General features: G+C 68.2%; 28 protein-coding genes and 2 pseudogenes. 18 read left to right on the forward strand and 12 right to left on the reverse strand.

Annotated elements, in window-relative coordinates:
* Positions 1–39 precede the first annotated feature (39 nt).
* Positions 40–732 carry a DUF2993 domain-containing protein gene (locus ABZ930_RS27490; protein WP_361553071.1) on the forward strand — a complete coding sequence of 231 codons (693 nt, stop codon included), beginning with the start codon at positions 40–42 and terminating at the stop codon, positions 730–732.
* A 497-nt stretch (positions 733–1,229) separates the two neighbouring features.
* Positions 1,230–2,519: an FAD-dependent monooxygenase gene (locus ABZ930_RS27495; protein ID WP_361553074.1), complete on the forward strand. Its 1,290-nt coding sequence runs from the start codon at positions 1,230–1,232 to the stop codon at positions 2,517–2,519.
* 170 nt (positions 2,520–2,689) lie between these two features.
* Here ABZ930_RS27495 and ABZ930_RS27500 read toward each other — a convergent pair whose 3' ends face one another.
* Together ABZ930_RS27500 and ABZ930_RS27505 are read right to left on the reverse strand one after the other, a co-directional pair.
* Positions 2,690–3,277 carry a hypothetical protein gene (locus ABZ930_RS27500; RefSeq protein WP_361553077.1) on the reverse strand — a complete coding sequence of 196 codons (588 nt, stop codon included), beginning with the start codon at positions 3,275–3,277 and terminating at the stop codon, positions 2,690–2,692.
* 25 nt (positions 3,278–3,302) lie between these two features.
* Positions 3,303–3,905: a TetR/AcrR family transcriptional regulator gene (locus ABZ930_RS27505; RefSeq protein WP_361553079.1), complete on the reverse strand. Its 603-nt coding sequence runs from the start codon at positions 3,903–3,905 to the stop codon at positions 3,303–3,305.
* A gap of 145 nt (positions 3,906–4,050) precedes the next feature.
* On the opposite strand from ABZ930_RS27505, the gene ABZ930_RS27510 reads away from it, so the two are divergent.
* From ABZ930_RS27510 to ABZ930_RS27525, 4 genes and pseudogenes are all read left to right on the forward strand, one after another.
* Positions 4,051–5,385, forward strand: coding sequence for an erythromycin esterase family protein (locus ABZ930_RS27510; RefSeq protein ID WP_361553082.1), 1,335 nt, complete (start codon positions 4,051–4,053; stop codon positions 5,383–5,385).
* 21 nt (positions 5,386–5,406) lie between these two features.
* Complete coding sequence (locus ABZ930_RS27515) at positions 5,407–6,003, forward strand: hypothetical protein (protein ID WP_361553085.1); 597 nt, start codon at positions 5,407–5,409, stop codon at positions 6,001–6,003.
* Between the two features lie 224 nt (positions 6,004–6,227).
* Positions 6,228–6,529 (forward strand): annotated as a pseudogene (locus ABZ930_RS27520) (hypothetical protein); the annotation flags it as partial.
* The gene (locus tag ABZ930_RS27525) at positions 6,519–6,827 is read left to right on the forward strand and encodes a DUF6221 family protein (protein ID WP_361553087.1); all 309 of its coding nucleotides are present in this window, start codon (positions 6,519–6,521) and stop codon (positions 6,825–6,827) included. The pseudogene ABZ930_RS27520 and the gene ABZ930_RS27525, both read left to right, overlap by 11 nt.
* A gap of 299 nt (positions 6,828–7,126) precedes the next feature.
* Here ABZ930_RS27525 and ABZ930_RS27530 read toward each other — a convergent pair.
* The 3 genes and pseudogenes from ABZ930_RS27530 to ABZ930_RS27540 all read right to left on the reverse strand — a co-directional run.
* Positions 7,127–7,305: pseudogene (locus ABZ930_RS27530) on the reverse strand (IS5/IS1182 family transposase); the annotation flags it as partial.
* Between the two features lie 5 nt (positions 7,306–7,310).
* Entirely contained in the window at positions 7,311–7,883 is a 573-nt protein-coding gene (locus ABZ930_RS27535; RefSeq protein WP_361553090.1) for a hemerythrin domain-containing protein, read from the reverse strand.
* Between the two features lie 186 nt (positions 7,884–8,069).
* Positions 8,070–8,432: a hypothetical protein gene (locus ABZ930_RS27540; RefSeq protein ID WP_361553093.1), complete on the reverse strand. Its 363-nt coding sequence runs from the start codon at positions 8,430–8,432 to the stop codon at positions 8,070–8,072.
* A 504-nt stretch (positions 8,433–8,936) separates the two neighbouring features.
* Between ABZ930_RS27540 and ABZ930_RS27545 the strand changes: the two genes are divergently transcribed.
* The gene (locus ABZ930_RS27545; protein ID WP_361553095.1) at positions 8,937–9,170 is read left to right on the forward strand and encodes a hypothetical protein; all 234 of its coding nucleotides are present in this window, start codon (positions 8,937–8,939) and stop codon (positions 9,168–9,170) included.
* 164 nt (positions 9,171–9,334) lie between these two features.
* Here ABZ930_RS27545 and ABZ930_RS27550 read toward each other — a convergent pair whose 3' ends face one another.
* Positions 9,335–10,267 carry an NADP-dependent oxidoreductase gene (locus ABZ930_RS27550; protein ID WP_361553097.1) on the reverse strand — a complete coding sequence of 311 codons (933 nt, stop codon included), beginning with the start codon at positions 10,265–10,267 and terminating at the stop codon, positions 9,335–9,337.
* Positions 10,268–10,356: 89 nt separating this feature from the next.
* Here ABZ930_RS27550 and ABZ930_RS27555 point away from each other — a divergent pair, with 89 nt between their 5' ends.
* On the forward strand, positions 10,357–11,292 hold the full coding sequence (locus tag ABZ930_RS27555) for an AraC family transcriptional regulator (protein ID WP_361553100.1): 936 nt from the start codon (positions 10,357–10,359) through the stop codon (positions 11,290–11,292).
* Between the two features lie 316 nt (positions 11,293–11,608).
* Positions 11,609–12,169 carry a nitroreductase family protein gene (locus tag ABZ930_RS27560; protein ID WP_361553103.1) on the forward strand — a complete coding sequence of 187 codons (561 nt, stop codon included), beginning with the start codon at positions 11,609–11,611 and terminating at the stop codon, positions 12,167–12,169.
* 116 nt (positions 12,170–12,285) lie between these two features.
* Here ABZ930_RS27560 and ABZ930_RS27565 read toward each other — a convergent pair whose 3' ends face one another.
* Positions 12,286–13,131, reverse strand: a complete 846-nt coding sequence (locus tag ABZ930_RS27565) for an MBL fold metallo-hydrolase (protein ID WP_361553106.1) — start codon at positions 13,129–13,131, stop codon at positions 12,286–12,288.
* A gap of 533 nt (positions 13,132–13,664) precedes the next feature.
* Between ABZ930_RS27565 and ABZ930_RS27570 the strand changes: the two genes are divergently transcribed.
* From ABZ930_RS27570 to ABZ930_RS27585, 4 genes are all read left to right on the forward strand, one after another.
* The gene (locus tag ABZ930_RS27570) at positions 13,665–13,793 is read left to right on the forward strand and encodes an LPFR motif small protein (RefSeq protein ID WP_361553109.1); all 129 of its coding nucleotides are present in this window, start codon (positions 13,665–13,667) and stop codon (positions 13,791–13,793) included.
* Between the two features lie 247 nt (positions 13,794–14,040).
* On the forward strand, positions 14,041–14,739 hold the full coding sequence (locus ABZ930_RS27575) for a HemK2/MTQ2 family protein methyltransferase (protein ID WP_361553112.1): 699 nt from the start codon (positions 14,041–14,043) through the stop codon (positions 14,737–14,739).
* 40 nt (positions 14,740–14,779) lie between these two features.
* Positions 14,780–14,956: a CDGSH iron-sulfur domain-containing protein gene (locus ABZ930_RS27580; RefSeq protein ID WP_361553115.1), complete on the forward strand. Its 177-nt coding sequence runs from the start codon at positions 14,780–14,782 to the stop codon at positions 14,954–14,956.
* A gap of 5 nt (positions 14,957–14,961) precedes the next feature.
* Positions 14,962–15,972 (forward strand): iron-containing redox enzyme family protein, encoded by a 1,011-nt coding sequence (locus ABZ930_RS27585; protein WP_361553160.1) that lies wholly within the window; start codon positions 14,962–14,964, stop codon positions 15,970–15,972.
* A 259-nt stretch (positions 15,973–16,231) separates the two neighbouring features.
* Here ABZ930_RS27585 and ABZ930_RS27590 read toward each other — a convergent pair whose 3' ends face one another.
* Together ABZ930_RS27590 and ABZ930_RS27595 are read right to left on the reverse strand one after the other, a co-directional pair.
* The gene (locus ABZ930_RS27590; RefSeq protein ID WP_361553118.1) at positions 16,232–16,612 is read right to left on the reverse strand and encodes a PRC-barrel domain containing protein; all 381 of its coding nucleotides are present in this window, start codon (positions 16,610–16,612) and stop codon (positions 16,232–16,234) included.
* A 579-nt stretch (positions 16,613–17,191) separates the two neighbouring features.
* Complete coding sequence (locus ABZ930_RS27595) at positions 17,192–17,392, reverse strand: DUF2199 domain-containing protein (RefSeq protein WP_361553121.1); 201 nt, start codon at positions 17,390–17,392, stop codon at positions 17,192–17,194.
* A 208-nt stretch (positions 17,393–17,600) separates the two neighbouring features.
* Here ABZ930_RS27595 and ABZ930_RS27600 point away from each other — a divergent pair, with 208 nt between their 5' ends.
* Positions 17,601–18,791 (forward strand): hypothetical protein, encoded by a 1,191-nt coding sequence (locus tag ABZ930_RS27600; protein WP_361553124.1) that lies wholly within the window; start codon positions 17,601–17,603, stop codon positions 18,789–18,791.
* 272 nt (positions 18,792–19,063) lie between these two features.
* Here ABZ930_RS27600 and ABZ930_RS27605 read toward each other — a convergent pair whose 3' ends face one another.
* Together ABZ930_RS27605 and ABZ930_RS27610 are read right to left on the reverse strand one after the other, a co-directional pair.
* A complete protein-coding gene (locus ABZ930_RS27605) occupies positions 19,064–19,582 on the reverse strand; it encodes a hypothetical protein (RefSeq protein WP_361553127.1) in 519 nt (172 codons plus the stop codon).
* Positions 19,583–19,977: 395 nt separating this feature from the next.
* Entirely contained in the window at positions 19,978–20,853 is an 876-nt protein-coding gene (locus ABZ930_RS27610; protein WP_361553130.1) for a helix-turn-helix transcriptional regulator, read from the reverse strand.
* A 223-nt stretch (positions 20,854–21,076) separates the two neighbouring features.
* Here ABZ930_RS27610 and ABZ930_RS27615 point away from each other — a divergent pair, with 223 nt between their 5' ends.
* The 3 genes from ABZ930_RS27615 to ABZ930_RS27625 all read left to right on the forward strand — a co-directional run bounded on the left by ABZ930_RS27615 (position 21,077) and on the right by ABZ930_RS27625 (position 22,757).
* Positions 21,077–21,397, forward strand: coding sequence for a carboxymuconolactone decarboxylase family protein (locus tag ABZ930_RS27615; protein WP_361553133.1), 321 nt, complete (start codon positions 21,077–21,079; stop codon positions 21,395–21,397).
* 71 nt (positions 21,398–21,468) lie between these two features.
* Entirely contained in the window at positions 21,469–21,903 is a 435-nt protein-coding gene (locus ABZ930_RS27620) for a cupin domain-containing protein (RefSeq protein ID WP_361553136.1), read from the forward strand.
* The gene (locus ABZ930_RS27625) at positions 21,900–22,757 is read left to right on the forward strand and encodes an aldo/keto reductase (RefSeq protein ID WP_361553139.1); all 858 of its coding nucleotides are present in this window, start codon (positions 21,900–21,902) and stop codon (positions 22,755–22,757) included. Before ABZ930_RS27620 ends, ABZ930_RS27625 begins: the two co-directional genes overlap by 4 nt.
* Before the next feature lie 550 nt (positions 22,758–23,307).
* Here ABZ930_RS27625 and ABZ930_RS27630 read toward each other — a convergent pair.
* Entirely contained in the window at positions 23,308–24,858 is a 1,551-nt protein-coding gene (locus ABZ930_RS27630; RefSeq protein ID WP_361553142.1) for a metallophosphoesterase, read from the reverse strand.
* Between the two features lie 365 nt (positions 24,859–25,223).
* Here ABZ930_RS27630 and ABZ930_RS27635 point away from each other — a divergent pair, with 365 nt between their 5' ends.
* Positions 25,224–25,529 carry a helix-turn-helix transcriptional regulator gene (locus tag ABZ930_RS27635; RefSeq protein ID WP_361553145.1) on the forward strand — a complete coding sequence of 102 codons (306 nt, stop codon included), beginning with the start codon at positions 25,224–25,226 and terminating at the stop codon, positions 25,527–25,529.
* Positions 25,530–25,792: the final 263 nt, after the last annotated feature.

The raw sequence follows: 25,792 nt of genomic DNA on the forward strand, positions 1-25,792 counted from the left end.
ATCACGGCGTCCTGGTACGGACCTTGCTGTGGTGTCCCCATGCGCACTCTTCGAAGACTTCTGATCGTGGCCGTGATCCTCGCGGCCATTCTGACGGGCGCCGACCGGCTCGCCGTCTCCATCGCCGAAGGACAGGCCGAGGACCAACTGCGCGCCTCGGCCGGGTTCGGTGAATCAACCTCGGTATCCATCACGGGATTCCCCTTCCTGACCCAGATCGTGGCCAACGACCTCGACGAGCTGGACGCTCACGTCGACCACTATGAATCAGCCCTTCCCGGCGGAGGCACCGGCAGGGTCGAGAACCTCGAACTGCGCCTGCACGGGGTCCAGTTCAGCAACAGTTACAGCACAGCCGTGGCCCGCGACGCCAGCGGCACCGCCCTCGTCCCCTATGCGGAGCTGTTGCACGCCGCCCCGATGAGTGACCAGGTCAAGGTCACCTCGCTCTCCGACGGCGGCAAGGGCCGCGTCAAAATCGCCCTCCAGACCGCCGACGGCGGCCAGCACACCCTGTACGGCACGGTCTCTGTCGAGGACAACACCCTGCGCCTGCATGCCCAGAGCCCCTCACAGGTCTCCGGACTCTCCGCGAACGAGGTGCGCTCGGCGACGAACATCCAGCAGACTCTCACCCGGCTGCCCGGCGGCATCAGCCTGAAGAGTGCCAAGCCGCTCGCCTCCGGTTTGGAGCTGACGGTGGGCGGCTCGCACGTCTCGTTGACGGGCTGAGATTCGGCTGTAGACCGGTGGATCGGTTGCCCCGGTGATGTGCACGAACATCCTGGTCACCGTCGACAGAAAGCAGCGAAGCTGCTCGCCGTCGGTGACACCGCACTGATCCTCGTGCGGTAGAGATGATGAACAGGGACACGGCTGGGGAGCTGTACGGCACTGCTCTCGTGCGACGCGCATTCCAGCTGACGAACGCCTTCCGCAGCCCGCTGCTTTCTCTCGACGCATCGGAGCGCACCACAACCTTCTGCTTCGTCGCAGCCACGTACAGGCCTGTAAGCCTGATGCCGGGCCGTGCTCGCCGACGCGGCACGTGCCTCGTGTCTCGACCGCGCCCGGGGCCGGCCGGTCACCGCCGTGCTGCACGCGGAGGGTGAGTTCGGCCGTGCCGATGAGTTCTGTGCGGATCCGCAGTCGATACTGCCGATTCCACCGGCAGGAGTGAGCCTGTGCTGGGCACGCTCCAGCGCGGGAGGAAGCGCATGGAGGCAACGATGGGCGTTGACGATTCCGAGCAGGAGCGCACGGTCCTGGCGGGCGGGCAGGCGACGCGGGCGCGCGGTCCCAGGGTTTTGGTGGCGGGGGCGAGCATCGCAGGGCCCGCGCTGGCCCACTGGCTGTGTCGGCGTGGCGCCGAGGTGACCGTGGTGGAGCGGGCTCCCGAGCTGCGTCCCGGGGGACAGGCGGTGGACGCGCGCGGTGTCGCCAAGGAGGTCATCAGGCGTATGGGGCTGGACACGGCGGTCCGCGCGGCGTGCACGGACACCGCCGGCGCGCACACCGTGGACGCGGACGGCCAGGTGCTGGAGACCTTCCGCGCGGACGACGACGGTGGCGACGGGTTCATCGCGGACATCGAGATCCTGCGCGGGGACCTGTCCCAGCTGCTCTACGACGACACTCGCGACGGCGCCGAGTACCTCTTCGGCGACCGGATCGCCGAGCTCACCCAGGACGCGGACGGGGTCGACGTGGTCTTTGCGGGTGGCAACCGGCGACGCTTCGACCTGGTGGTCGGAGCCGACGGGCTGCACTCGCCGCTGCGAGCGATGGTCTTCGGGCCGCATGAGCGGTTCCTCCGCCACCTCGGACACGCGCTGGCCTTCTACAGCGTGCCCAATGAGTTCGGGCTCGACCGCTGGCTGCTCGAGCACCAGGACCAGGATTCCGGACGCTCCGCCCTGCTGCGCCCCATCCAGGACGCCACCCGGGCGATGTCCATGTTCTACTTCGCCGCGCCGGACTTCGACGTCGACTACCGGGACGTCGCGGCCCAAAAGCGCCTGCTGCGTGAACGGATGGCGGGCCTGGGCTGGCTGGTCCCGGACATCCTCGCCCACCTGGACGACACCCCGGACTTCTACCTCGACCAGGTCGCCCAAGTGGTCATGGAGCGTTGGTCGAGCGGACGGGTGGGGCTGCTCGGGGACGCGGCGTTCAGCTCGTCGCCGATGTCCGGGCAGGGCACCGGACTGGCCCTGGTCGGCGCCTACCTGCTGGCCGGAGAACTGGCCGCCGCCGAGTGGGACCCCGGCACCGGGTTCGCCCGTTACGAGACGCAGATGCGCGCGTACGTCGAGGCCAACCAGGAGATCGGCCGATTGAACGCCCGCAGCCGCGACATCCCCGGGCCGGACGCCGAGCCGCTCCCCGATTTCGCCGGCGAGTGGTTCACCGAGCTGGTCGGGCGCGCGATCAACGGAATCGAACTGCCCGACTACGCCGGGGTGTTGGACTCCGCAGCTCCTGCCGGATCGCCGACCACCTCGTCAGCCAAGCCGTAGAGACGGGCACAATCTGGGTGGCGGCAGTCGTTGCCTGCGGTCGGGGTGATCCGGCAGCCGGACGCTTCCCCGTGGCGACGCTGCGCGGAGTGCCCCGGCGCGCGTCGCCCCGTACCCACGGATGGCACAGCCCCAGTCAGCTCGAAGCCCCCGGCGAACGTGTCAGCCGGTCACTGGCATGACCGATCCGGGGCGTCGGCGAGCACGACCAAAAGATCGTCGAGGATCCCGACGAACTCCACCGTCGGGATCTCCGCCACGAAGACCTCGCCCGCATCCTCTGGATGCTTGATCAGATGTTCCTCGCGCCAGAACTGAGTAGTGAGCACCAAGCGGTCCGCGTCGCGGAAGAGATGAGCCGTCACGTTGTCAGTCGTGGGCCCCCAATTTAGAACGCGGAACTGGCTGCGAAACGCGTACTCGGCTTCGGTCTCGTCGTCAGCCCCGGCACGGTGCATGAGCCGCCGGTGCGTGGCTTCCGGGGGCAGGGCCTCGAACGGCAGTGGAGAACTCTGCCCAGAGCGCAGCCAGTCGGCCGTGTCCAACACGTCTCGGCGGAATTGGCTGGCGAAAGACGAGTTGTCGTCGCAGGTCAGCCATTTCCCTGCAGCCCACAGGCCCACCTGGCCCAACGCGCCGTCCCACTCACCGACCTCGGCAGCGAACCCGTTCTTGTCTCCCAGAAGTACGGCCACGTCGGGACCCTGGCAGGCCCAGTGCTCATCCGCAAGCAAGATCCGGCCGAGCGACGAAAGCACGCCTGACCTCCTCGCCGCCACCCACTTATGGCGACGGCCGTCTCCGGGTGTCACTGACGAGCGGAGTGAGTGCGCGGAGCCCTGACACGACCTCGCTTGCGTTCGGTGCTTGCTGTGGGTCGGTGAGCCATTGGGTCATCAGGCCGGTGAAGAGGGCCAGTTGTGTCGCGCCGAGGGTGCGGGCGGTGGCGTCGTCGATCTGGTCCTCTGCTGTGCCGCGCAGCAGGGCGGCGAGTCCGCGCCGGCCTTCGACCTGACCGCCGGACAGGTACCGGCGCAGTTCGTCGGAGTGCTCCGCCTGCACCAGGGCTTCGAGCGTGGCGAGCCAGAGGGTGCGGTCGGTGACGAAGGACTCGATCACGGCCGCCCACAGTGCCTCGTAGTGCTCGGCGGTGGTCTCGCCCTGGGTGCCGTACGAGGACAGTGTGCGGCCCAGCCGTGTGCCCCATTCGTCGATCGCCTCGATGAGCGCAGACGTCAACAGGGCCTCGCGGGACCCGAAGTGGTAGCCGATGGCCGCCATGCTCACCCCCGACTCGGCGGCGATGTCGCGCACGGTGATGCGCGCCCAGCCCTTGTCCTGGAGGCAGCGGCGCGCTCCGGCGAGCAGATCTGCACGGTTTCCCATGGTGGTACAGGCTACCCGCCTGTTGGCGCGAACGCCTCAAACGCGCGATCTATACAAGCGTATTGCGCGGTTGCTCAAACCTCGGCTACGGTCATGCCATCGACGCAGAAGGCGCCGAACCCGCCTACACAGCTTGGGACTTGCCATGAACCGCACCACTGCCCACACCGCCGTAACCCGCCGCCGGCTCCTCCGGCTCGCAGCGGCGAGCGCCACCGCCGGCACGCTCCTGCCCGCCGCCGGCCCCGCCGGAGCGACCCCGCCGTCCCCCCTCGACGCCCTGAAGCAACACGCCGTACCCCTGGCCGACTTGGATACCCTGGCCCGGATGACCGGCTCGGCGCGCCTCGTCGGACTCGGCGAAGCCGCCCACAGCGGCCACGAGTTCTTCATCCTCAAGGCGCGCCTGTTCAGAAAGCTGGTGGCCGCCCGCGGCTTCACCACTTTCGTGCTGGAGGCGAGTTGGAGCACCGGCCTGCGCCTGGACGACTATGTGGCGCACGGCACCGGCGATCCGGCCCAGATCATGCGAGAGGAGTTCCAGGGCCAGTACGTCTTCTGGAACACCGAGGAGTACCTCGACCTAGTCCACTGGATGCGCCACTACAACCTCACCCACACCGACCGCCCCCGACTCCGCTTCGTCGGCAACGACCTCGGCTACGCCGGAGCCCACGCCTACGACCTGGTCCACGACTGGTGCGCCGCGCACCGCCCCGACCTCACCGCCTCGCTCGACGCCCTCTACGCCCCTCTCAGACCCGCCCTGGGCACCGAAGCCGGCATTTGGATGGGCCGACAACTGGCCAAGGACTCCGCCACCCGCCAGGCCGAGGCCGACCGTGCGGACCGGGCCCTCACGCTGATCCGCTCCTGCCACCGCCCGGACGGACAGGCGGGCCTGGCTCACGACCTGGCCCTGCGCACCGCCACCGCCCTCACCCAGACTTTCACCGCGTACGCCATCCCCGACGACCGGTTCGCCGACCGCATGCGCTACCGCGACCAGACCATGGCGGACAACACCGCATGGTGGCTGGACCACACCCGCAGCAAGCTCCTCCTCGCCTCCAACAACGGTCACATCGCCTACACCAGCGACAACCCCGTCGAATTCCCCGAACCCGCCGGAGCGTTCCTGCGTCGCCGACTCGGCACGGACTACGTCAACATCGGCCTGACCTTCGGCGCGGGCCGCATCAACGCGCTGCCCGACTTCACCGCCACCCAGCCGCGTACGTACACCGTTCCGAACGCACGCAGCGACCACAACGAGCACACTCTCAACCAGGTCGACCACCGGGACTTCGCCCTGGACCTGCGCACCGCGCCGTCCGCCGCCCGCACCTGGTCGAGAACGGCCCGCCCCACCCGCTCCTACGGCCTGTACTGGTCCGACAAGCACCCGCGGACGGCCCTCGCGCACTCCTATGACATCGTGGCCCACCTGCACCGCGTAAAAGCGGGCCGACTCCGCTGAACTCGCCTCAGGAGAAGACGGATGTACGACGAACGGCTCGCCACATTCTCCCGCGAGCGGCTGGACGGCCGTCCGATGCCCGACGATCTGCGCGCGCTGCTGGTGGCGCAGTGGCAAGGCCGCACCGACTTCGCCCACCTTCTCGACCTCGATTTCCTCGAGGCGGGAGAGGTCCACCCGCTCCTGGACACCAGCTATCTGAGCGCAACGGAACTCGCGGACCCGGAGATGCAGGCCGTCAACGCCGGAGCGGCGGAGATGGCCAAGTACGTCAAGCTCGTGGCGAAGGGCGGAAAGGGTTGGATCGGCTACTGGCTGCACCCCGACGAACCCGAAGGCCGTGCCTGGCACCTCATAGAGTTGGACACCGAGTTCACCTTCTGGGGCCTGGCCGGCCGCACCCTGACCGAGGGGGCCGCCGCCGCGCAGGCAAGCCGCCAGGACGAGCCCGGGGAGCGATTCGTATTCACGCAGCTGGCCGCCGAACTCGCCGAGCTCGGCCTACCGCTCAGCACCCAGGACTACGACGCCCTCGATGACGCCGAGTACACGGTGGACCCGCAGGAACTCATGGAAGAGTTGATCGAAGCCGAACGCGAGAAGCTCGGTCTTCGCTGAGCGGGGAGGCTCGAGCGCCCTGGGGCGGGTGTTCATCGGATCACGCTGGATCAACTCGGCGCGAGAGGTGAGCTGGACTGGTCGCGGTAGTCCGGGGCGATCTTCATGTTGTGCGCGACCGTGCCGAACTGCCGCCGCCGATCGGGATCTCGGCTGCCAATCTCACGACAGCCAGGCCCGAATTCGGATGATGCAAGGCATCGCACCGGCCAGGTTCCCGACGCCGGCCGCGCCGCGGGCGCCCGGCCAGTCTGCACGCGGACAAGGGCTACGACTTCGAGCACCTGCGCGCGTGGCTGCGAAGGTGCCGGATCGTGCCGCGCATGGCCTGCCGCGTCGGCGACTCCACCGCCGCTACGAACGCGAGGACGAGCACTTCCTTGCCCTCGTCGGCATCGCCGGTGTCCTCATCCGCTGTCGCCGGAGCACTGGCGCCGACGCCGGGGCCTTTGGCCGTGTCACGGGCGAGACTTGGACGACATCCACTGTCAGTAGCACAGGGAATCATGCCGGGTATGACCGCTGAACTGATCACCTGGCTGCACGAGCAGGTCGACGCCGACGAGACGGCAGCCGCGGACCAGCCCCACGAGTCCTGGCTGCCCGAAGGGCTGCCTCCCGACAGCCCGCTCGCCGCGCTCTACGCCCCGGCACGCACAAGCGCCATGAAGCGCGGCCTTCTCGCCGCCTGGCGCGACCCGGACCACGCTGAAGTCGGGGACGACGACGCCCTCCGCAGTGACTGGGCGGTGCGGGTTCTCGCACTGACCAGCTATTCCGATCGCCCGGGATATCGAGCAGAGTGGGCCCCTGACGACGGGTAGGCCCTGCAAGGCATCGGGGGCTCGCCGAGCGGGTCCTTCACCACTCGGCGGCCACCGCGATGAGCTCGTCCGCCAGGCGCGGCACCGGCGCGGTGACCCTCCGCCCGTACGCTCCCATTGTTTTCAGCTCGCCTGGGCAGCAGACCGGCAAAGCTGGCCCAATATTTCGACTCCGTTGCGGAGATGCTGGCGAAGATCGCCGATGGAAGCTACCCGGTGTGTGAGGTCGCCGAAGGCCGACTCGTCTGGTCGTAAGACGGTTCCCGATGGCCGTCATCGGGTTGGGGGGATGAGGGCTGTGTGGTTACCCAGGGGCGAGGGCCGATGTACGCGCGGTCGGCGGGATCGGAACACCTTGGCGTTCGCAGCTCCGGAAGGTCCGATGGCATCGGCCGCGATCGCACCTGGCGAGGGTCCCGTCGAGGAGGACGTGATCAGGATCGGTCTCGCGCAGGACACACAGGAGGCCGGATGCCCGGCCGGTCAGTGCTCGCCCATGACGCGTCGTAGGGCGTCTCGCGTCCGGTCGATGACGGTCGCAACCGGCGCCACGGCCAGGTTCTTCACGGCAGTGTCGGTCCCCGGGTGCGGACGAGTGGGAGCCAAGGCCTCGGCCGCTTTGACCGCCCGGCCCAGGTTCTGCAGTGTTCCTCGGTCGGCGGCCTTGTCGAAGTGGGCGAATTCCTCGCGCTCCTCAGCCTCCGCGTGTGCCACCACGTCTCGGTGCAGCGTGGCGAACTTGTCGAGGAACTCGGTCGAGTCTGGATCGAGGTCCTCGAGTTCCGCGAGGACCTCTTTCGCTTTCTCCTCCTCGCTGACGCGGGCCTTCACCACGTCGTCGCCCCCTTCGATGTGGCGACGGGCGTAGGGGTGCACCACCTCTTCCTCTGCCGTTTCGTGCACGGCCAGCAGTCGCACCAGGTCGTGGTAGTGGCGCTTTCGCTCGTCCCCCTTGGTGTTGATCACCTCTATGAACAGCTCGCGGATGCGTTCATGCTGGGCTTTCAGGAGTGTGGTGACGTCGTTGGAGCCGCTGGTGCTGTCGTGCTCGGGCATGTCTTCCTGCCTTTCAGTGAGTCAGCGGCGGCACACCTTTCCGTATGTACGTGACGGCCGCCGCAGCGGGCCCTGGTGTCCTTGCGCGCATGCGCATTACGAGCGGTGGGTCGAGCTCCGGAGCGGAACTCGGCCCATCCACATGGTGGTGCGGGGGTCTGGCTTCTGCTCTGTCCGCCTGCTCCCTCAGGACCGGTGCGCCTGCTGCCGTGGGGCAGTGGGGTCGGTGTCGTAGGTCATCGGGTCGCGAGAACGGGCGTCGTGTTCGGTATCCCGGCTGCCGCTCTTGGCCAGACCACGGCTCAACAGGTAGCCGATGGTGAGGAGCGTGACGTAGAACCAGGCCCGATCTGCGGGGAATCGGTCCACGCCGGTGACGCCGTTACCGACAGCGAGTGAGGCGAGGAGCACCGCGATCACTGAGACGATGTAGATGATGAATTCAGTGGTCTTCACGGCTGGTTTGGTCTCTCCCGAGACACGGGCGGTGGTATACGGGGCCCGGGCCGGTGCTGCACTGGGGAGCTTGCCGGACGGTGTTGCGGTCATGGGATGCGTCCTTCCGGGCGGATGGCGTCCGGCGGCCGCCGGACAGGCGGCGCGTACCCGGGCGCTGAAGGACGGAACGCTGTCCTCCGAGCGCAGGACGGCAGTGGACGGTCCCAGGCCAGCGGGCGCTGAGGCGGTGGAGGAAGCACGGCCTTGACGAGGCCCATCGGGTGATGTGGCACAGTCGTCGAGGCAGGTGGGGCAGCCGACAAGACGCTGACACGACCCGAATACACAGGGCAGCCACTGAGGAGGAACAGATTCTCACACGGCTGAGCGCGTGGGCCCGCCCCACTAGTCGGGGTCCGCGGCCGGCCCTGCACCACGTCCGCGACTCCGGCCTTTATCCAACTTTGCGAGCCGCGCGCGGGTGGATCGGGCAGCCCGTCATGACGGCCGGCAACGCCCGTCGGGCCTACCAGCGCGGTGCGGAAGGATGATCTCCGGCCGGTCGGCCGCCGCGTCCACGGTGGGCACCGGCCGGAGGCTGCCTAAGATCCGCTCGTGGAGCTACCCGAAGAGCTGATCGAATTGCAGCGTGCCGCTGACATCGAGGGCCGGAAGATTGAGCATCTGGACGGCGGTGAGCGTGAGCAGCAGCGGAGCGTGTGGTTCGATGCGGCGGCCCGCGTGCAGGAGGCCGTGACCGAGTACGCGGCGGCCGAGGGCCTCAGCCGGTTCGAGGTGGAGAAGGCGCTCCGGCAGGCCGCTCGGCATCTTCCGCAACTGGAGGAGTAGGCCGCCGGGCCAGTGGGTGCGGCGCCGACGCAGGTAGTCGCGAAAACCCTCCGACTGCGAGTAGGTCGCCCATGGGCGGCTTGTGACGGGAGTGGTTGGGCCACTGGTACGCGCAAACCGGCCCGGCGACAGGCCGGCGCGGTACGCGAGATCGCTGCCCGGGATCAAGGGACGATGACGACCTTGCCACGGATGTGTCCGGATTCGCTGAGGTGGTGGACGTCCGCGAGCTCGGTCAGGGGACGTGACTCGCTGATGTCGATGCTCAGTTCTGCCGCGTCGACGAGCTCCACCAGGGCCGCGAGGTGCGCGACATCGTTGTGGGCGACGACGTGCATGGCACTCACTCCGGCATCGGCACCCGGTTCGATCGGGGTTGCGATCGAGATGATCCTTCCGCCCGGCCGCACCAGAGGAGCCAGGGCCGCGGCGTCCGGCGGGCTCAGCGGAACCAGGTTGAGCAGAGTGTCCATCTGCCCGTCGACCGCGGCGGCCACCGGCCCGGCGGTGTAGTCGACCACTTGATCCGCCCCCTGCCGCAGGACCGCCTGAGTGCTCCGCGGACTGGCCGTGGCGATCACCTCCGCCCCCGCACGCTTGGCGAGCTGTGTCACGAAGCCTCCGACCCCGCCACCCGCACCGTTGACCAGCACCCGCTGCCCAGCGGTGACCTTCCCGTGTTCGACAACCGCCTGCCACGCCGTCAGCCCGGCCACCGGAAGGGCCGCAGCAGACGCGAGAGGGACGGACATCGGCGCCGCGACCAGCAAAGCGGCGGGCGCACGGACGTACTCGGCAGCCGCACCCCCGCTGTCGAGCCGCCCGATGACCCGGTCCCCGACCGTGAAGCCCTCCACCCCCGCGCCGATCTCGGCCACGGTGCCGGCGACGTCCCAACCGAGTACGTAGGGCAGATCCACAGGGAAGAACGCCTGCAGCATTCCGGCTCGCAGTGCAGCCTCGGTGGGATTGAAGGAAGTCGCCGCGACACGGACGAGCACCTCGCCGAACGCGGGTCGTGGACGGGGAACCGCTTCGTAGCGGATCACGGAGGTGTCGCCGTACTCGTGGATACGCGCGGTGTTCATCATCGGCATGCCCCGAACCTATGACCGCGCATGGAGACGATCCATGCGTCAGGCTGCCCAATTCATGCGCGTACGTCTTCGACTCGTATTGTCTGCTCATGGATGTGCTCAGCGATGTGATCGCGGTGACGCGGACCGGCCGTCCCCGATCGGCACACGTGCGGTGGCATGCACCGTGGGGACAGGAGTTCGCCTCCGTTCCGGGTTCGGCCGGTTTCCAGGTCATCCTGCAGGGTTCCTGCTGGCTCCGGCTTCCCGATGAGGGGCCTGTCCAACTGCGCGCGGGCGACGTGGTGTTCCTGCCCCACGGCAGCGGGCACACCCTGGCGGACAGCGCCGAACGACTGTGGGCGTCGCCCGTCTGCAGCTCCGATGACCACGAGTCGAACGGCCCTTACGTCTCGGACAGCGTCGACCGGAGCGGAGAGGGTGGTCCCGTCACCGTCGTGCTCTGCGGGGCCTACCGACTCGACCCGTCCCGCGCTCACCCGCTGTTGCAGACCCTCCCGGATCTGGTCCATCTGCCGACGCGCTCGGACCACCATCCTGAGCTGCGCTCGGCCGTGGAGCTGCTGGCTGCCGAGTTGGAGAGGCCGCGCCTGGGCACGGACGCGGTCGTCCCCGGGCTGCTGGACACCCTGCTGCTGTACATCCTGCGCATCTGGTTCGAGGAACAGCCCGGTCGGGGGAGTACCACCGGATGGGCCGCGGCATTGAACGACCTGCAGGTCACCGCGGCACTCCACGCCCTCCACCGTGATCCCGCAGCGCCCTGGACCGTGGCGAAACTCGCCGCGGAGGCCGGGCTCTCGCGCGCCCCCTTCGCCAAACGCTTCGCCACGCTGATCGGCCAACCGCCCCTCGGCTACCTGACGTGGTGGCGGATGACCACGGCAGCGCGCCTTCTGCGAACATCGGACGCGCCCTTGAGATCGATCGCCGCCCAGGTGGGCTACGCATCCGAGTTCGCCTTCGCCCACGCCTTCAAACGCATGCACGGAACCGCACCCGGCACCTACCGGCGGAACAACTGATCCGCGGCAGTGAGCCCGAACACGTCCGGTCGTACGCGGCTGGGTACATCCAGGTGTACGACGACATGGGTCTCCGCGGGGCTGATCTGTCCGCCGATGGCTTTTCCAGCGACATCAAGCCGCCCCGCCCGCACGTCACCTGCCAATGACAGTCGAGGCGCCTGTTCGTGGGCATGCTCCATCACCGTTGTGCGCGGCCTGTTCTATGGGTCGCTGTGGCTCACTTCGGTGTGCGGCGTTTTCAGGGGTGAGCAGCGGCTCTCTCGCATTGCGCCCGGTTGGAATAGGTCCGTGCAACGGCCGGTTGCACGGTGGCATGCGACGTGATCTGGGGCTTGCCGACGGCATCCATCCTCTGTTGGCGGGACGGTTCAGTCCTACTCGCTTCGACGCGTCGGCCGTCGTCGACGACGGCTCCCTGAGTTTGCTGCTGGAAGCCGCGCGGTGGGCGCCGTCCGCCGGGAATTCTCAGCCGTGGGGCTTTTTCGTGTGCCGGCCCGGTGAGCCGGAGTACGAGCGGGTTGTCCGCCATCTCGCTCCGAGTTCGGCCAGGTGGGCGAAGGGAGCGGGGCTGCTTGTCGTCACGCTGGCCCGCCGTCTTGTCGGCGATTCCAGCGTGCTCTATTCCGAGTTCGCGGATTACGACCTCGGCCAGGCCGTCGCCCACATGACCGTCCAGGCTCAGGCCATGGGCCTGGCCGCGCGCCAGTTTCGGGCCTTCGACCTGGAGAGCCTCACCCAAGAACTCCGCCCGAACCCAGGATGGGCGATCGTCTCCATGGTCGCGGTGGGGAAAGCCGCTGACGATGCGGCGGACAGCCGTGACCGGCGCAGCACTGCCGATCTGCTGTCCGCTCCCTGGGCGCTGCCGCAGTAGGCGCTGCGGCCAACGGGCCGGTCGCGATTCGCCTGTCCGTCGCTGGATGCCCATGCTCGCGCGCTGTCGGCCGAGAGTGCCCGCGCCTCGACACTGCCGGCGTTGGGGGCAATGCCCTACGAGCCGTCGTCCTGCACGAACCGCAGGTACCGGTCGGCGGAGCGCTGGACGGCAGCCGCCCCGCTGGCGATCATCACACGGCCCCAGAACCCTCCGTAGATGCGTTCGAAGGCGAAGGGCTCGACCAGCGCGAGCGCGCGGCGGATGGTGGCCGGTCGTTCGGGAATGAAGTTGGGGATGCTGTACATGAAGCTGACCCAGCGCCGGTCCATCACGACCATGAAGATGTCGCCGCTGAACAGCGCGCCACGCCCTTCCGGGTCGTTGGCCCAGTGCAGGACGGTCCCTCCGGCGAAGTGCGTGCCCGCGTTGATCAGCGTCATGCCGGGCGCGATCTGGTGGGTGTCGCCCGACCAGTACTCGATCAGGGGATCAGTCCGCCCCACCCATGCGCGGTCCGCGGCGTGGATGTACACCGGAACGTCGAAGGCTCTGGCCCACTCGGTCATCACGCCGTAGAAGTGGGGATGGCTGACGGCGATCGCGCTGATCCCGCCCAGGTCTTCGATCTGCCCGGCAAGGTCGTCGTCCAGGTAACCCAGGCAATCCCACAGCACGTTGCCCGACGGTGAGCGGATCAGCAGGGCCCGTTGGCCGATAGCGACCGATGGCGCCGCTCCTACGCCCACGACATCGGGCCCTTCTTCGTGGAGTCGGCCGCGATGCCCAGCCGCCTGCAACTCGGCCAGTGTGGTCCATTGTTGGCCTTCCCAGCCGACGTACTGCCTCTCGTCCAGACAGACCGGACAGTCGTTGCGGGGCGCCCCGTACTGAACACCGCAGGTGCGGCAGATCGGAAGCCGTGCGCCCGTATTCGATACGACCCGCTTGGTTGACGCCACCACAAACCTGCCCTTCAGGGAACCGACCTGCTTGACGACACCGACACTGACATCAACGACGGCTCATGCGCATGCTGGCTACCCAGCATGCGTGGCACGAAGCATCCCCGTGCGGCGCTTGGCCGTGACGTCCGGGGATGCCGTGGCAGACGTGCTTGTGCGGGGCACACGTCTTCCCGTGAGCATGGACCAGGAACATGCTCCGATATAGGCGGCCGCCGACCGCATCGCGTCGCCGTGCGCCGACGGCCCCCTCCGGCTTCTTAGCGGCGCCCAGCCGGCAACGGTGCCTTCCTCGGGGCTCGACTCGGCCGTGGAGATGTCGACCAGGACAGGACTCACTGCTCCGGAATATAGGGCGCGGGGGCCTGTCGAACCGCCGAGGCGCCGGCTGTAGAGGCGAACAGAGCGGCGGCGAGGCATCTACCAGCGGGTTTGAGGACCGGCTCACGGGACACCCCGGTGGTGGCTGCTCGAGCCTCAGGCGAACCATCCCGTTCGCGGGCCGGGCGTCTGCTCAGAAAGGATTCATCATGTTCCAGGCCATCGCCGATGTATTCCGCGCGATCGGCGGCGCTATAGCCACCGTGGTCACGCTCCCCTTCAGGGCCGTCGCACGTCTCTTCGGCGGCGCGTCCGCGAGCGCGCACGGTCGGCACTGACCCCTTCGCAACCTTTCAATGGCCGACAAGCCGAAAGGCACGGGATAGCGAGCCCTTCGAGGCGACCGCGGACGGCTTGGTGAAACCCGCCTGCAGGGGCGGCCGTGACCGCCACCGGCACCGCATGAGCGCTCACGATGGGTAATTCCCTGATTGGTGGTCCACGGCGGACCGGTGGAGGGTGGAAGAAGAAGCGCTCCGGTCCCGCAGCCACAGGGAATCCCGCCACCGCACCAGGGAAGCGCCGATGACCACGCACATATGCGCAAGACAGCCCCTCCAGCCGATCCGGCCGTCACGTCTGCTGGCGCCACGCGGCGTGTACGCGCCGCAATACGACACCGACCTGCTGCTTCGGGCGCTGGGCAGCGAGGCGGTCGACCAGGGCAGCGATCTGCTCGACCTGGGCACCGGTACGGGAGCCGTCGCCCTCGCGGCGGCGCGCCTGGGCGCACGCGTGACAGCCGTCGACCTGTCGTGGCGGGCTGTGTGGACGGCACGTCTGAACGCCTTGATCAACCGCTCTTCGATCACAGTGCGTCACGGCGATATGGGATCCGTATACGAGCCCGCATCCTTCGACTTGGTCGTCAGCAATCCGCCCTACGTTCCGTCGCCGACCCGACGCCTGCCGCGTCGCGGCACCGCCCAGGCCTGGGACGGCGGGCCCGATGGCCGAGCGGTCGTCGACCGTGTCTGTGCAGCCGCTCCACGTGTGCTGCGTCGGGGCGGCTCTCTGCTGATGGTCCACTCCGAGCTGTGTCGCGCGTCCACGAGTGTGGATCGGCTTGCGGAGTTCGGCATGCGCGCCGCGGTGGTGGACAAGGCCTACGTGCCGTTCGGGCCAGTGATGCGGGAGCGCCGGGCCTGGTTGTGCGCCCAAGGGCTCCTGGACACCGACGCCACATACGAAGAGCTGGTGGTCATTCGTGCCGAACTCATCTGAACGCCCGCGCCGCGTCTCGGTGGACCGGGAGGGCCCGCTGATGATCGAAGGTCCGGTCGAAGTGACCGATGGTGATGGGACGACACACGTGTCCCGCCGATTCCAGGTCGCGATCTGCATGTGCCGCCGCAGTAGCACCTTTCCGTGGTGCGACACGAGTCACCGTGTACGCCGCCGGGCGAGCGATGAGACGCCGGCGGGGGAGGAGTCCCAGTGAGCACGCTGGTAGAGCCGCGCAGTTGTTCGCCTCAGCTCCCGGTACCGTGCGGCCCGTTGTCCGGCACGGTCGTCGGCGCCCTCCGACGGGCCCAGTCTCCGCTCGATCCCCCGCAAGTGAGCGTCGAGGAGGCCGATCAGTACGGTCGAGACCTCCAGTTGGCGCTGTACGTCCTCTACGAGCTGCACTACCAGGGCTTTGAGGATGTAGAGGCGGAGCGGGAGTGGGAGCCACAACTCCTCGCCCTCAGAGGTGAGTTGGAGCGCCGATTCCTCGGCGCCTTGCGCGCGGACGCGGCACCGGAGGCTGACGCGGAGGGGACCCTGTCGGACCTCCTGGTGGAAACCGCAGGATTCGACGCCACCAGTGTCAGCCACCATCTGCGACGTGACGGCGAGCTGTGGCAGTTCAGGGAATACGCAGCCATGCGCTCCCTTTACCACCTCAAGGAAGCGGACCCGCACGCCTGGGTCATTCCCCGACTTCACGGACGGGCGAAGGCCGCCATGGTGGCAGTCGAATACGACGAGTTCGGCGCCGGACGCGCGGAGGATGTCCATGCCCGGCTGTTCGCCGAGCTGATGGCGGACCTTGGACTGGAACCGGCCTACGGCCACTACCTGGACGCGGCCCCGGCGCAGGTGCTCGCCACCGTCAACGTCATGTCCTTGTTCGGCCTGCACCGCAGTCTGCGCGGCGCGCTGGTAGGTCATTTCGCGACGGTCGAGGCCACCTCGTCACCGGGTTCGCGCCGCCTCGCGGACGCTCTGCGACGCTTGGGCGCGGGACCCGCGGCCCAACGGTTCTACGACGAACACGTCGAGGCCGATGCCGTGCACGAACAGGTGGTACGGCGCGACGTCGTCGGCGGCCTCCTGGAGACCGATCCGGACCTCGATGCCGATGTGGCCTTCGGTGTCAATGCCACCACGTTCGTCGAGGAACGCCTCGCGGAGCTGCTGCTGGGGCGTTGGCGGCAAGGGCGAAGCGCGCTGCGCCTGCCCCTGCCGGACTGAGGCGAAAGATCAGAAGGGGCTGATCCCCGTGACACCCGCGCAGGGCAGGGCCAAGTCGGGCCGTGGGCCGTCGCGTCCCGCTCGACTTAGACGACGCAAGAACGCGAGTCCACTGGAAGAGGGGGCCGCTTGTGACCTACGCCGCCCCTCGTCCCTTCGCCTGGGTGGACGATGAGCAAGACGAACTGCTGATACCGCTCAAGGAGTTGCCCAAAGTCGGAGGCGACGTCACCATCGCCGCCGTCAGCCACAACTGCGCTCAGACGGTGCCGGGAAGTCCGTAGTGCTCGTCGATCAGTGCGCGGAAGCTCGGATCCGTAACCCGCATATCGCGGTCGAAGCGCGGCGCTCTCTTGATCCTCTCCGTGTCGTGCCCGACATGGAGCCGCCTGGCCTCCTCGTCGATCTGGGTGACGGCCGCCATGGGCAGCAGCACCTTCTTGCTCAGCAGGACGTCCCTGGTGTCGACGACGACATGCTCCGGGCCGACCTCCTTCGAGACGGCATCCACCCGCCCCACCGAGCCGTCCGTCGCCTCCACCAGGTAGTCGACGAGTTCCCCGCCTCTCAGGCGGCCGGCCGTAATTTCAGGCTCTCCCGTCGGGCAGGGCGTCAGCCGAGCGGTCAGGTCCTCGGTCATCCTCGTATTCCTCTCCGCCGCGAACGGCGTGGGATGTCCCCGGCGCGCCCAGGCGCCGGGGCGGCCGCCGACTCTGGCGTGCCTGACAGCTCGCATGTCCGCGCGACGCCCGGCAAAACCTCCCCGGAGAGTGACAACGCAGCCCTCGAACAGTCCAGTTGGAAGGGTGGCGCACTCTTCGCGTCACACAACCTCCACACGGCTGCGCCGATGAACGCTTCCGGGCCGGGCAGCCGAAGAGTGCGACCATGAGGAGGAAGCTCCTGATGCTCTACATAGCATTCACGCTCTTGCCGATGATGGGACTACTCCTCTTCGGCATGGACCGCCTGGAAGACCGCATGACCCATCCGAAGCAGCACACCCGCCGACACAGAAGCGAGCATCAGGAGCCCACTCCGTCGCGACCAGGCTCGCCACACCGTCTGCGCCTGATCCACGGCGGCAAGCGCGATACGCACGGCCGACGCGGCCGACACCGTGACAGGCCGGTCAGCACGGATCAGGACCACGCCGCGTCAGCCTGAGCTTGATCTCCATCTTCGGGCGTCACGCAGAGTTGATGGTTCTGGGTGTTGGTCAATTCGCTGAGTGGATGACCGCTTCGGCGATCTCACGCACGCGGTCCATGGTGATGCCTGTGCGTTGTTCGATGGCGAGAGCGTGGCTCGTGGGCTCCAGTTCGATGAACGGGCGCTGGCCGACCTGCCTTGTGTGGACGTGAGTCTCTTCAGGTTGATGGTGCTGGGCGAGTAGACACCGAGATCGGTGCTCAGCCATCCGAAGTACGGCTCTTCGGCATAGCGTTGTGGACTGACCCAGACCGCCCAGGAGAACACCTGAGAAGGAAGGGATCGGCGTGCGCGGCGATCACCCAGCCGCCCCCCCCCGTGGCAGCGGTCGACTGGCTGGGCGCCATGGACGTCGTGCACAGCCCCCTTCTCCTGCGCCTACCGTCCCGCCAGTTGGCCCGTGGGAGACTGGCGTCGTGAAAGCCAAGCGCGGCCCCCTGGGCGATGAGCGGCGCGACCGGGGTCCCGAACTGGCACCCACTCGCGGAGTTGTGATCGCCGGCGGACTGGTGCGCGTGTCGGGCGCGGCCGCTGTGGGCTGCGGGGCGCTGTTCGGTCTGCTTCCCGTCCTCGCGCTCATCGGCAGATTCGGCTTTCCCGACGATCCGCCGGGCTTCGTGCCCGTGTTCGGTGGCCCGCTCATCGCTGCGGCGCTGGGCATGGCCGTCTTCCTGGTCGTGCTCGGCTACTGCCTGGCTTTCCAACAACTGGCGCTCGCGGGTATGTACGCGGCGGCTGAGGACTCGTCCTCGCTGCGGAATGCGGTCGAGGCGCGCGGCCCCGTCAGCCGTACGCCGCTCTTCCCGGCGGTCGTGACGAGCGTCGTCATCGGATGCCTGTTCCTGGCGACGGCCGGGATCCTGCTCGCCGCGTCCGCCTTGCCGGCTGTCGCGATCACGCTGCTCGTCGCGTCCGGACTCTGTATCCCGGCTGTCCTTGCTCTGATCGCCGCCGACCGGCGGTGGCGCCGTACGGCGGGCGAACGCCTCCCCGGACATGCCTTGGGTGAACAGGGCCGCGCGGGACTCCTCCTCGGCGACGCGGACACGAAGCTGCGCCAGCAGATCAAGGCCCGAGACCGCGCCGAGGCCACCGAGCTGGACCGTGCGAGCGCACCTGTGCTCGTGACCCTCGTCGTCGCCGTGCTCGCCATGATGAGCCCCTCCCTCTCTCCCGCGGCGCACGTCTGGCGACAGGTACAGCTGATCGGCGTCGGAATCGGTGTCCTCTGTCTGGTCGTCCTCCTCTGTATCGGTGCCCTGCGGGTACGGCGACTCCGGCGCACCCTCGTGCGGGTGCGCCGCGGCGGCTCCGAGGTGACCGAGGTCGACCGCGCCCACGCGATCACCGCGACGACGGCCCAGGCCTCCGAGGTGCATGCGGCGACGGCCGTCTGGGCGCTGTTCGGCGCCGGAGCACTCGGCACCCTGATCCCCCGGAGCACTGAGGTCACGCCTGTACTGATCATCGCGGGTCTGTGGACGCTCGGGATCGTGGTGCTCCTCGCGCTGTCGATGCGCGCGGACGCGGCCGCCCCGAAGCTCCGGGAGGAGTACGGCTACCGGCTCCCGACCAGGACCTCGGGGAACGACAACACCTGGCACTGAGGTTCAGGCCTGCAAGCCGTGACCGACTCCCAGGCGGCCGGCCGCAGGTTCGCTCCCCGTGAGCCTGTGACGACCCGCGACAACAGGGGACACTGCCGACCGCTGAGCCCGGCCTGCCTCATAGGAAGTAGTGCCAGACTCAGCGCCTCACCCGCAGCGGCGATGAGCCAGACATCCGGGCCGCTCCGCCGGTGCTGCCCGTCGTGCTGGTTCAGTTCCAGATGATGGCCAGTTCCCGCTCCCGTGCACGGAACTTGTCGTGCCTGTCGTGCTCAGCGCTTCAGCGCGAACTTGAGGGCAACGATCAACAGACCGATCACCAGGTTGACCGCGCCGGCGAGCACCACCTGACGCCAGAGAGCGCCTGCCCGTCGCGCGCCGACGGTCGCCCATCCCACCTGGCTGATCACCGCGACGGCGAGGGCGAGCCAGGCCGCGCCCCGCACGCCGAGACCCAGCAGGGGGCTGACAAGCACGGCGACGATGGAAGGCACGGCGGCCTCCACGATGGGCCACTCCTCCCGGCACACGTGCAGCACCGTTCCTCGGTCCAGGGAGCGCTGTGCCATCCGTGCGCCGAAGAGCTGGGCATGAACGTGCGCGAGCCAGAAGACGACTCCTGTGGCCAGCAGCAGCAACGCCAACTCCAGTCTCGGAAAGACTCCGAGCGAGCTGGCTCCGACCACGACGGATGCGGCGAGCAATGATCCATAGACGCCGCCGGTGTAGTCGGCGTGGGCTCGGCGTTCCAGTCTCCGTGCCCCGGCACGCGCCCTTGAATTCGCCAGCATCCTTCGCTCCCGAGGTCAGCGAACCGGACGCGCGGAGTCCACCATCGTGCCGGTTCTCGCGCGGCCAGGACATGGTCGGTCCGGAAGGCCGGACCGCTTCCTCAGTGTTCCTCAGTCAGAGGTGCGGCCGCCGCCACGATCCGGTCGCACCGGGGGAGCAGTGACACTGGGCCGGCGGGATTCTTGGGTGGCTGGCCGCAGTGCTTCCGGCCGTATGGCCAACTCCTTGCCGGCGGCCTCGATGACCAACGAGACGTCTCTGCGGGAGGGAACCGGCAGATGGCTGGCGGTAGAAGTCATCGACGTATGTTCAGGCTAGCGAGGTCAGCTCCCGAGAGGGCGAGCTGCCGAACTGCCGCGAGTTAAGTCACAGCCTCTACTGGTGGGCAGGGCGGTCAGGATCCGGTGTCGGCTCGTTCCTGGTCTGTGGCTGCCCAGGACGCGAGCAGCATGAGGGCGTCGTGGTCGTGTGTCCCGGGTTCGGCGCTGTAGGCGGTGAGGGTCAGTCCGGCGTGGCCCGGCAGCTGCATGGCGTCGAAGTCAAGGATGATCTCGCCGATGGCCGGGTGGCGGAAGGCTTTGCGGCCGGTGTGGTGCAGGCGCACGTTGTGCTTGGCCCACGCGGTGCGGAACTCGTCGCTGCGGGTGACGAGTTCACCGATCAGCCCGGTCAGGTCGGTGTCGCCGGGGTCGCGGCCGGCTTCGGTGCGCAATAGGGAGACGGTGGTGTTGACGGAGACGTTCCAGTCGGGGAAGAAGTCGCGGCTGGTGGGGTCGAGGAACTGGAAGCGGGCGATGTTCACGGGGCGGGCCGAGCCGGTGAACAGGGGTGCGTAGAGGGCGCGTCCAAGGGGGTTGACGGCGAGGATGTCGAGCCGGCCGTTGCGGATGAAGGCCGGGGCGTCGGTCATCGACTCCAGGACGCGGGTGAGGCTGGCCGGGACCGTGGTCTTGGACTTGCGGGCGGTGCGCCGGGGCGGACGCCGGCGCTGGGCGGCGGCCAGGTCGTGGAGATGGGAGCGTTCTGCGTCGTCGAGCTGGAGGGCCTGACTGAGGGCGTCGAGAACTTCTTCGGAGGCCCCGGCGAGCTGGCCGCGCTCGAGGCGGACGTAGTAGTCGACGCTGACACCGGCGAGCAGGGCGACTTCCTCGCGGCGCAGTCCGGGGACCCTGCGCTTGGCGTTGCCGAAGGCGGGCAGACCGGCCTGCTGCGGAGTGATCTTGGCACGGCGGGTGGCGAGGAACTCTCGGATCTCGTGGGCGGTGTCCATGCTCTCCAGGCTAGGAGGAGTGGAGCACGGCTGGGAGGTTCTGCCAGTACCTGGAACATCAGAGCCTTCCGCGCGCCTGTGAGCTGCGGTTTCCTCGTTGTTGTCAGCGGATGCGGCCCCGGTTCCGGAAGGCGGACACCCCTCTGGGATGCCTGTCGGCCGCGGGTGGCCGACAGTGAACAACACCGCACCCCATGTTCGAACCGTTACAGGGAGTCACCTCATGGCGAAGCAGTCCGCGCCTCAGGAGCTGGTAGACATCGCGCCGAAGCTGGTCGAGCTCACCGATGAAGTCCTGTTCCAGGACGTGTGGGAGCGCCCCGGGCTCTCCCCGCGGGACCGCAGTCTGGTCACGGTCAGTGTGCTGGCCGCCCTCTACCGCAGCGAGCAGCTGCCGTACCACCTGGGCGTGGCCCTGGAGAACGGGCTCACGGTGGAGGAGCTGTCCGAGGCGATGACGCACCTGGCGTTCTACGCCGGATGGCCCAACGCGATGACCGCGATCACCCTGCTGAAGAAGATCGCGGACGAGCGCGCCGCCTGATCCCGCGGCGCGAGCGGCAAACCGGCCCCGCACGAGCAGCGGGGCGTAGTGAACCAAAGCGAAGGAACAAGATGGCTGGCAACGGATTCGATCAGATCTTTCCGCTCGGCGAGAAGAACGACGCCTTCGCGCAGTACTTCATCGGCCAGAGCTACCTGGCTCCGCTCGCCTCGGGAAGCGTTCCCGTCATGAACGTCTCCTTCGAGCCGAGCTGCCGCAACAACTGGCACATCCACCACGGCACGAACGGCGGCGGTGACCAGATCCTGCTGTGTACGGCGGGCAGCGGCTGGTATCAGGCCGAGGGCGAGGACCCCATCAGCATGGAGCCGGGAACGGTGATCCGCGTCCCGGCGGGCACGAAACACTGGCACGGCGCGAAGGCCGACTCGTGGTTCTCCCATCTCGCCTACATCACCCCCGGTGAAGGTGTCAGCAACGAATGGCTCGAGCCGGTCACCGACGAGGTGTACGGCGAACTGCCGAAGAACGGAGCGAACGCATGACCATCCTGAACGAGACCTACACCCTGGCAGGCGGCGTCGAGATCCCCCGGCTGGGGCTCGGCACCTGGTTCATCGACGACGACAAGGCTGTCGACGCGGTTCGCGCGGCCGTGGAGATCGGCTACCGCAACATCGACACCGCCCAGGCGTACGGCAACGAGCGCGGCGTCGGCAAGGGCGTGCGCACCGCAACCGTCCCCCGCGAGCAGCTGTTCGTGTCGACGAAACTCGCCGCCGAGATCAAGGACTACGGCGAGGCGGTCGCCTCAATCGATGAGTCCCTCGAGAAGCTGGGCCTGGAGTACATCGACCTGATGCTCATCCACAGCCCGCAGCCGTGGGACGACTTCCGCGGCGGCGACTACGCGGAGGGCAACCGTGCGGCATGGCGCGCGCTCGAAGAGGCACACCGGGCCGGCAAGATTCGCTCCATCGGAGTGTCCAACTTCCAGCAGCAGGACCTGGACAACCTCCTCCGGGACGCGACGGTCGTGCCGCACGTGAACCAACTGCTCGTCCACGCCGGCAATACCCCCGCGGAGCTCCTGGACTACTGCGATGCCAAGCAGATCCTCGTCGAGGCGTACTCGCCGATCGCACACGGAGCAATCCTGGAGAACGCCGAGGTCAAGGTGATGGCCGAGCGGTACGGCGTGTCCGTCCCGCAGCTGTGCATCCGCTACACCCTGCAGCTGGGCACGGTGTCGCTGCCCAAGACGGCCAATCCCGAGCACATGCGCTCCAACGCCGAGGTCGACTTCGAGATCTCCGGCGATGACATGGACGCCCTGCGCGCCCTGCGAGATGTGGACTACGGCGAGCACAGCGCGTTCCCCGTCTACAGCGGCAAGTGAGTGCCTGTTGCATTCCTCCGGCGGAAAGCCGGGCCGGCTTGAGAAGGTGGGCCAGGAGACGGCCCTCGGGGACCGCTTTTCCTGGGTTCTCCACGAGATGACGTTCAGTGAGTGGCTGCTTGCGTACCTTAGGGGAGATGACGTGACTGTTTGCTCTCGGAACTTCACGTCCGGCGGGCCTTCGTGGGAATTCCTCCCGTAAGGGCAGGCTGATCTCTCCGATGGAAGCTGCGCTGCCGGGGCTGGTGGCGCAGCGTCGTGAGGTGCCGCGCTGCATCAACTGGCCTGGGGTCTTCGACGGTTTGGGAACTGGGCTGCCGGACGGCTACACCGCTTTGGCGGAGTCGTACTCTCGGTTGCGGATCGGGCAAATTCTCCGCAGCTGACAGGCAGCAGTCAGCCACGCTGATCGACGTTGGGCCGCTCGGTGACTCCACCAGAGGGCGAGAGGCTGAAGGCCGCGTTTCCGTCGATGAAACAGTGACGGGTGACGGTGCGGCGCCGAGTGGACTGGGCCGTCCTCGAAGCGGATCCGCGTACTGCGCTCCGACTACCGATCCCACCGATTCGGCGAGGACGACGCGCGCTCACTATGTCCGAAAGTCAGTGGGATGATCACCTCGTCCTCGACCGGCGGATCGATCTCGTGGTCGAGAGTCCCGGTCGCCGAGTGGCAGCGCAGACGGACCGAGGTCGGTGTGACGTCCATCCGCAGGAAGCACTTGAAGAACGGTGGGCTGTACGTCGCCGAACCCGGTGAGAAGAGCTGCGTGTAGGCCTTGCGCACCGGCAGCCGGAAGCGGGCTTTGCGGTCGGGGCGACGGCCGGCGCCGAGGAGACTGGCGACCAGGCGGATGCGCCGGGTGACGCGAACGCGCTCGCCCTGCGTGCGGGTCGGAGAAATGCCGAGTCGTTCGGCGATCACCGCCGTGGCCTCGGCCTCGGTCAGCGTGAGGAAGCGGGGCATCCGCAGTCGGCGCCCGTACAGCCTGCTGTAGAAGGCCAGCGAGTCGCCGCGCAGGGGATAGCAGCGGAACTCGTCTTCGGTGACGTCGGCGACCGAGACGCGGGGGACCGTGTGCGTGGCGTGCATGAACGCCCCGCCGCCACCGGCGACGACGTACTGGATCGTGCGTCCGCTGTCCACTCGCACCGGATAGCGCTGGTAGTTGTGGATGTCGCCGCCGATCGCCGCGACGTAGTGGTGCTCCGGGGCGCGCACGATGGCGTCCACCGTGCCGCCGCCCTCGATGGCGCACGGGTGATGCTCGCCGTCCACGTACAGCGGGGACCCGGTCACCAGTATCTTGGGCCGGTCGCCGCGTGAGACTTCGCGGAGCCAGCGACCTTGTTCGGCGTCGATGGAGCCGAGCAGGCCCGTGTCGATGCCGATGATCCGTATCGGCCCGGCGTCGATGGCCCAGTACGGGCCCGGCTGGACGGCCTGTTGGGACGGCTGTGAGCGCAACGCCCTTGCCTCGGCGAGACGTTGCTCGTCGGGTCTGCCCGGAGAGTGCCAGAGCAGCGAGCGGAACCAGGCCCGTGTCAAGGGGCGGGGCCGCGCCTCGGGCGCCAGCGGCGACGTCTCGCAGAAGACCCGCATGAAGCCTTGCAGGTCCTCGTACCAGTCGTGGTTACCGGGTATCGCGTAGATGGGCGCGGGGTAGTCGCGGTAGGGGCGGAAGAACTTCGTGCCGTAGTCGTCGGTGCTGCCCACCGGGTAGATCACGTCACTGGCGAGCACGGCGAAGTCTGTCCCCTGACTGACCTTCAGGAACCCCGGTACGACGGCGTATTGGGGGTCGTCTCCTTCGCCGGTGTCACCGATGACCATGAACGAGAAGTGGTCGGTGTCCGTGCGGCGGACGACCGCGTCGGCGGGCGCGCCCGCGGCCACCGCCTGCTCCACCCATCGACTGCGGGTCCGGCCCGTGGGGTCCCCGAACCAGGAGGCGAGCACGCCGTTGCGTGCGGGCCACAGCGTCCTCGGATCGAGCCAGGAGAGCTTCTCCACCTTGGCGGGCATCAGAGCTTTGTACGTGCCGAGTTGGGAGTTCCCCCAGCCGGCGCCTTCTGGTGTGTCGCGTGAGGAGTGAGGCACGAGTGCACGGTAACAACCAGCCTTCCGCACACCCGGAGTAGGGGGTGGCGTGCACGTGCGGGGACATCACGGCGCCCCCGCATGGTCCTGGCAGCTCAGAATTGGGATCAGCCCCAATGCGAACACTACGAAGAAGGCCGTAGCGAAGGGCTGTCACTTCGCGTGACTGGCTGACCCTGCCGCGCGCTCGCTACTCGCGACGCCGGTGCAGGGCAGTGCCGCGGTGGCGGTGGCGGTGGCGTTGAGGCTCGTGCGGTTGCCGACAGCGGTTGTCGGGCGATCACGCGCTTCAAATCAACCCGCCCCGGCGCCAGATGCCCCCTGCGGACGGTGCGGACGCCACCCCGACCACCCTGCACCGAGCCGTGGCCTTCATCGAGTCCAACGCAGGCCAAGACATTGGTCTCGCAGAGATCGCCAACGCTGCGTACGTCAGCCCTCGTGCACTGCAGTACGCCTTCCGCCGACACCTGGACACCACCCCGATCGCCTACCTGCGCCGAGTACGCCTGGACGCCACCCATGCCGAACTGCTGGCCGCGGGCCCCCGCACCGCAACGGTCACCGAGATCGCGATGCGCTGGGGCTTCGCCAATCTGGGCCACTTCGCCACCCACTACCGCAACGCGTACAGGACCTTACCCAGCACCACCCTGCGCCTCCGCTCCTGAACGGCCGGCACCTGCGCCCCGCTCTCCACCTGTTGGGAGAGCGTCGCCTGATCCCGCCCACTGGGCAGACCGTCAACTGACTTGGCTGCGTGTCCGCACGTCTACGTTCAACTCAACAGCCCATGTGGGCCGTTGCTGAGCGCGGGCGCGCGGTGATACCAGTTTTAATGAGCGAGCTGATGCAGGCAGCTGGCCCTCCACAACGGCCGGAGCCCGCAGCCTCATGCCGACGTAGGCACCGGTCGAGCCCGCCCCGTCGGCCT

Source organism: Streptomyces sp. NPDC046716 (assembly GCF_040645755.1).
GTDB lineage: Bacteria > Actinomycetota > Actinomycetes > Streptomycetales > Streptomycetaceae > Streptomyces.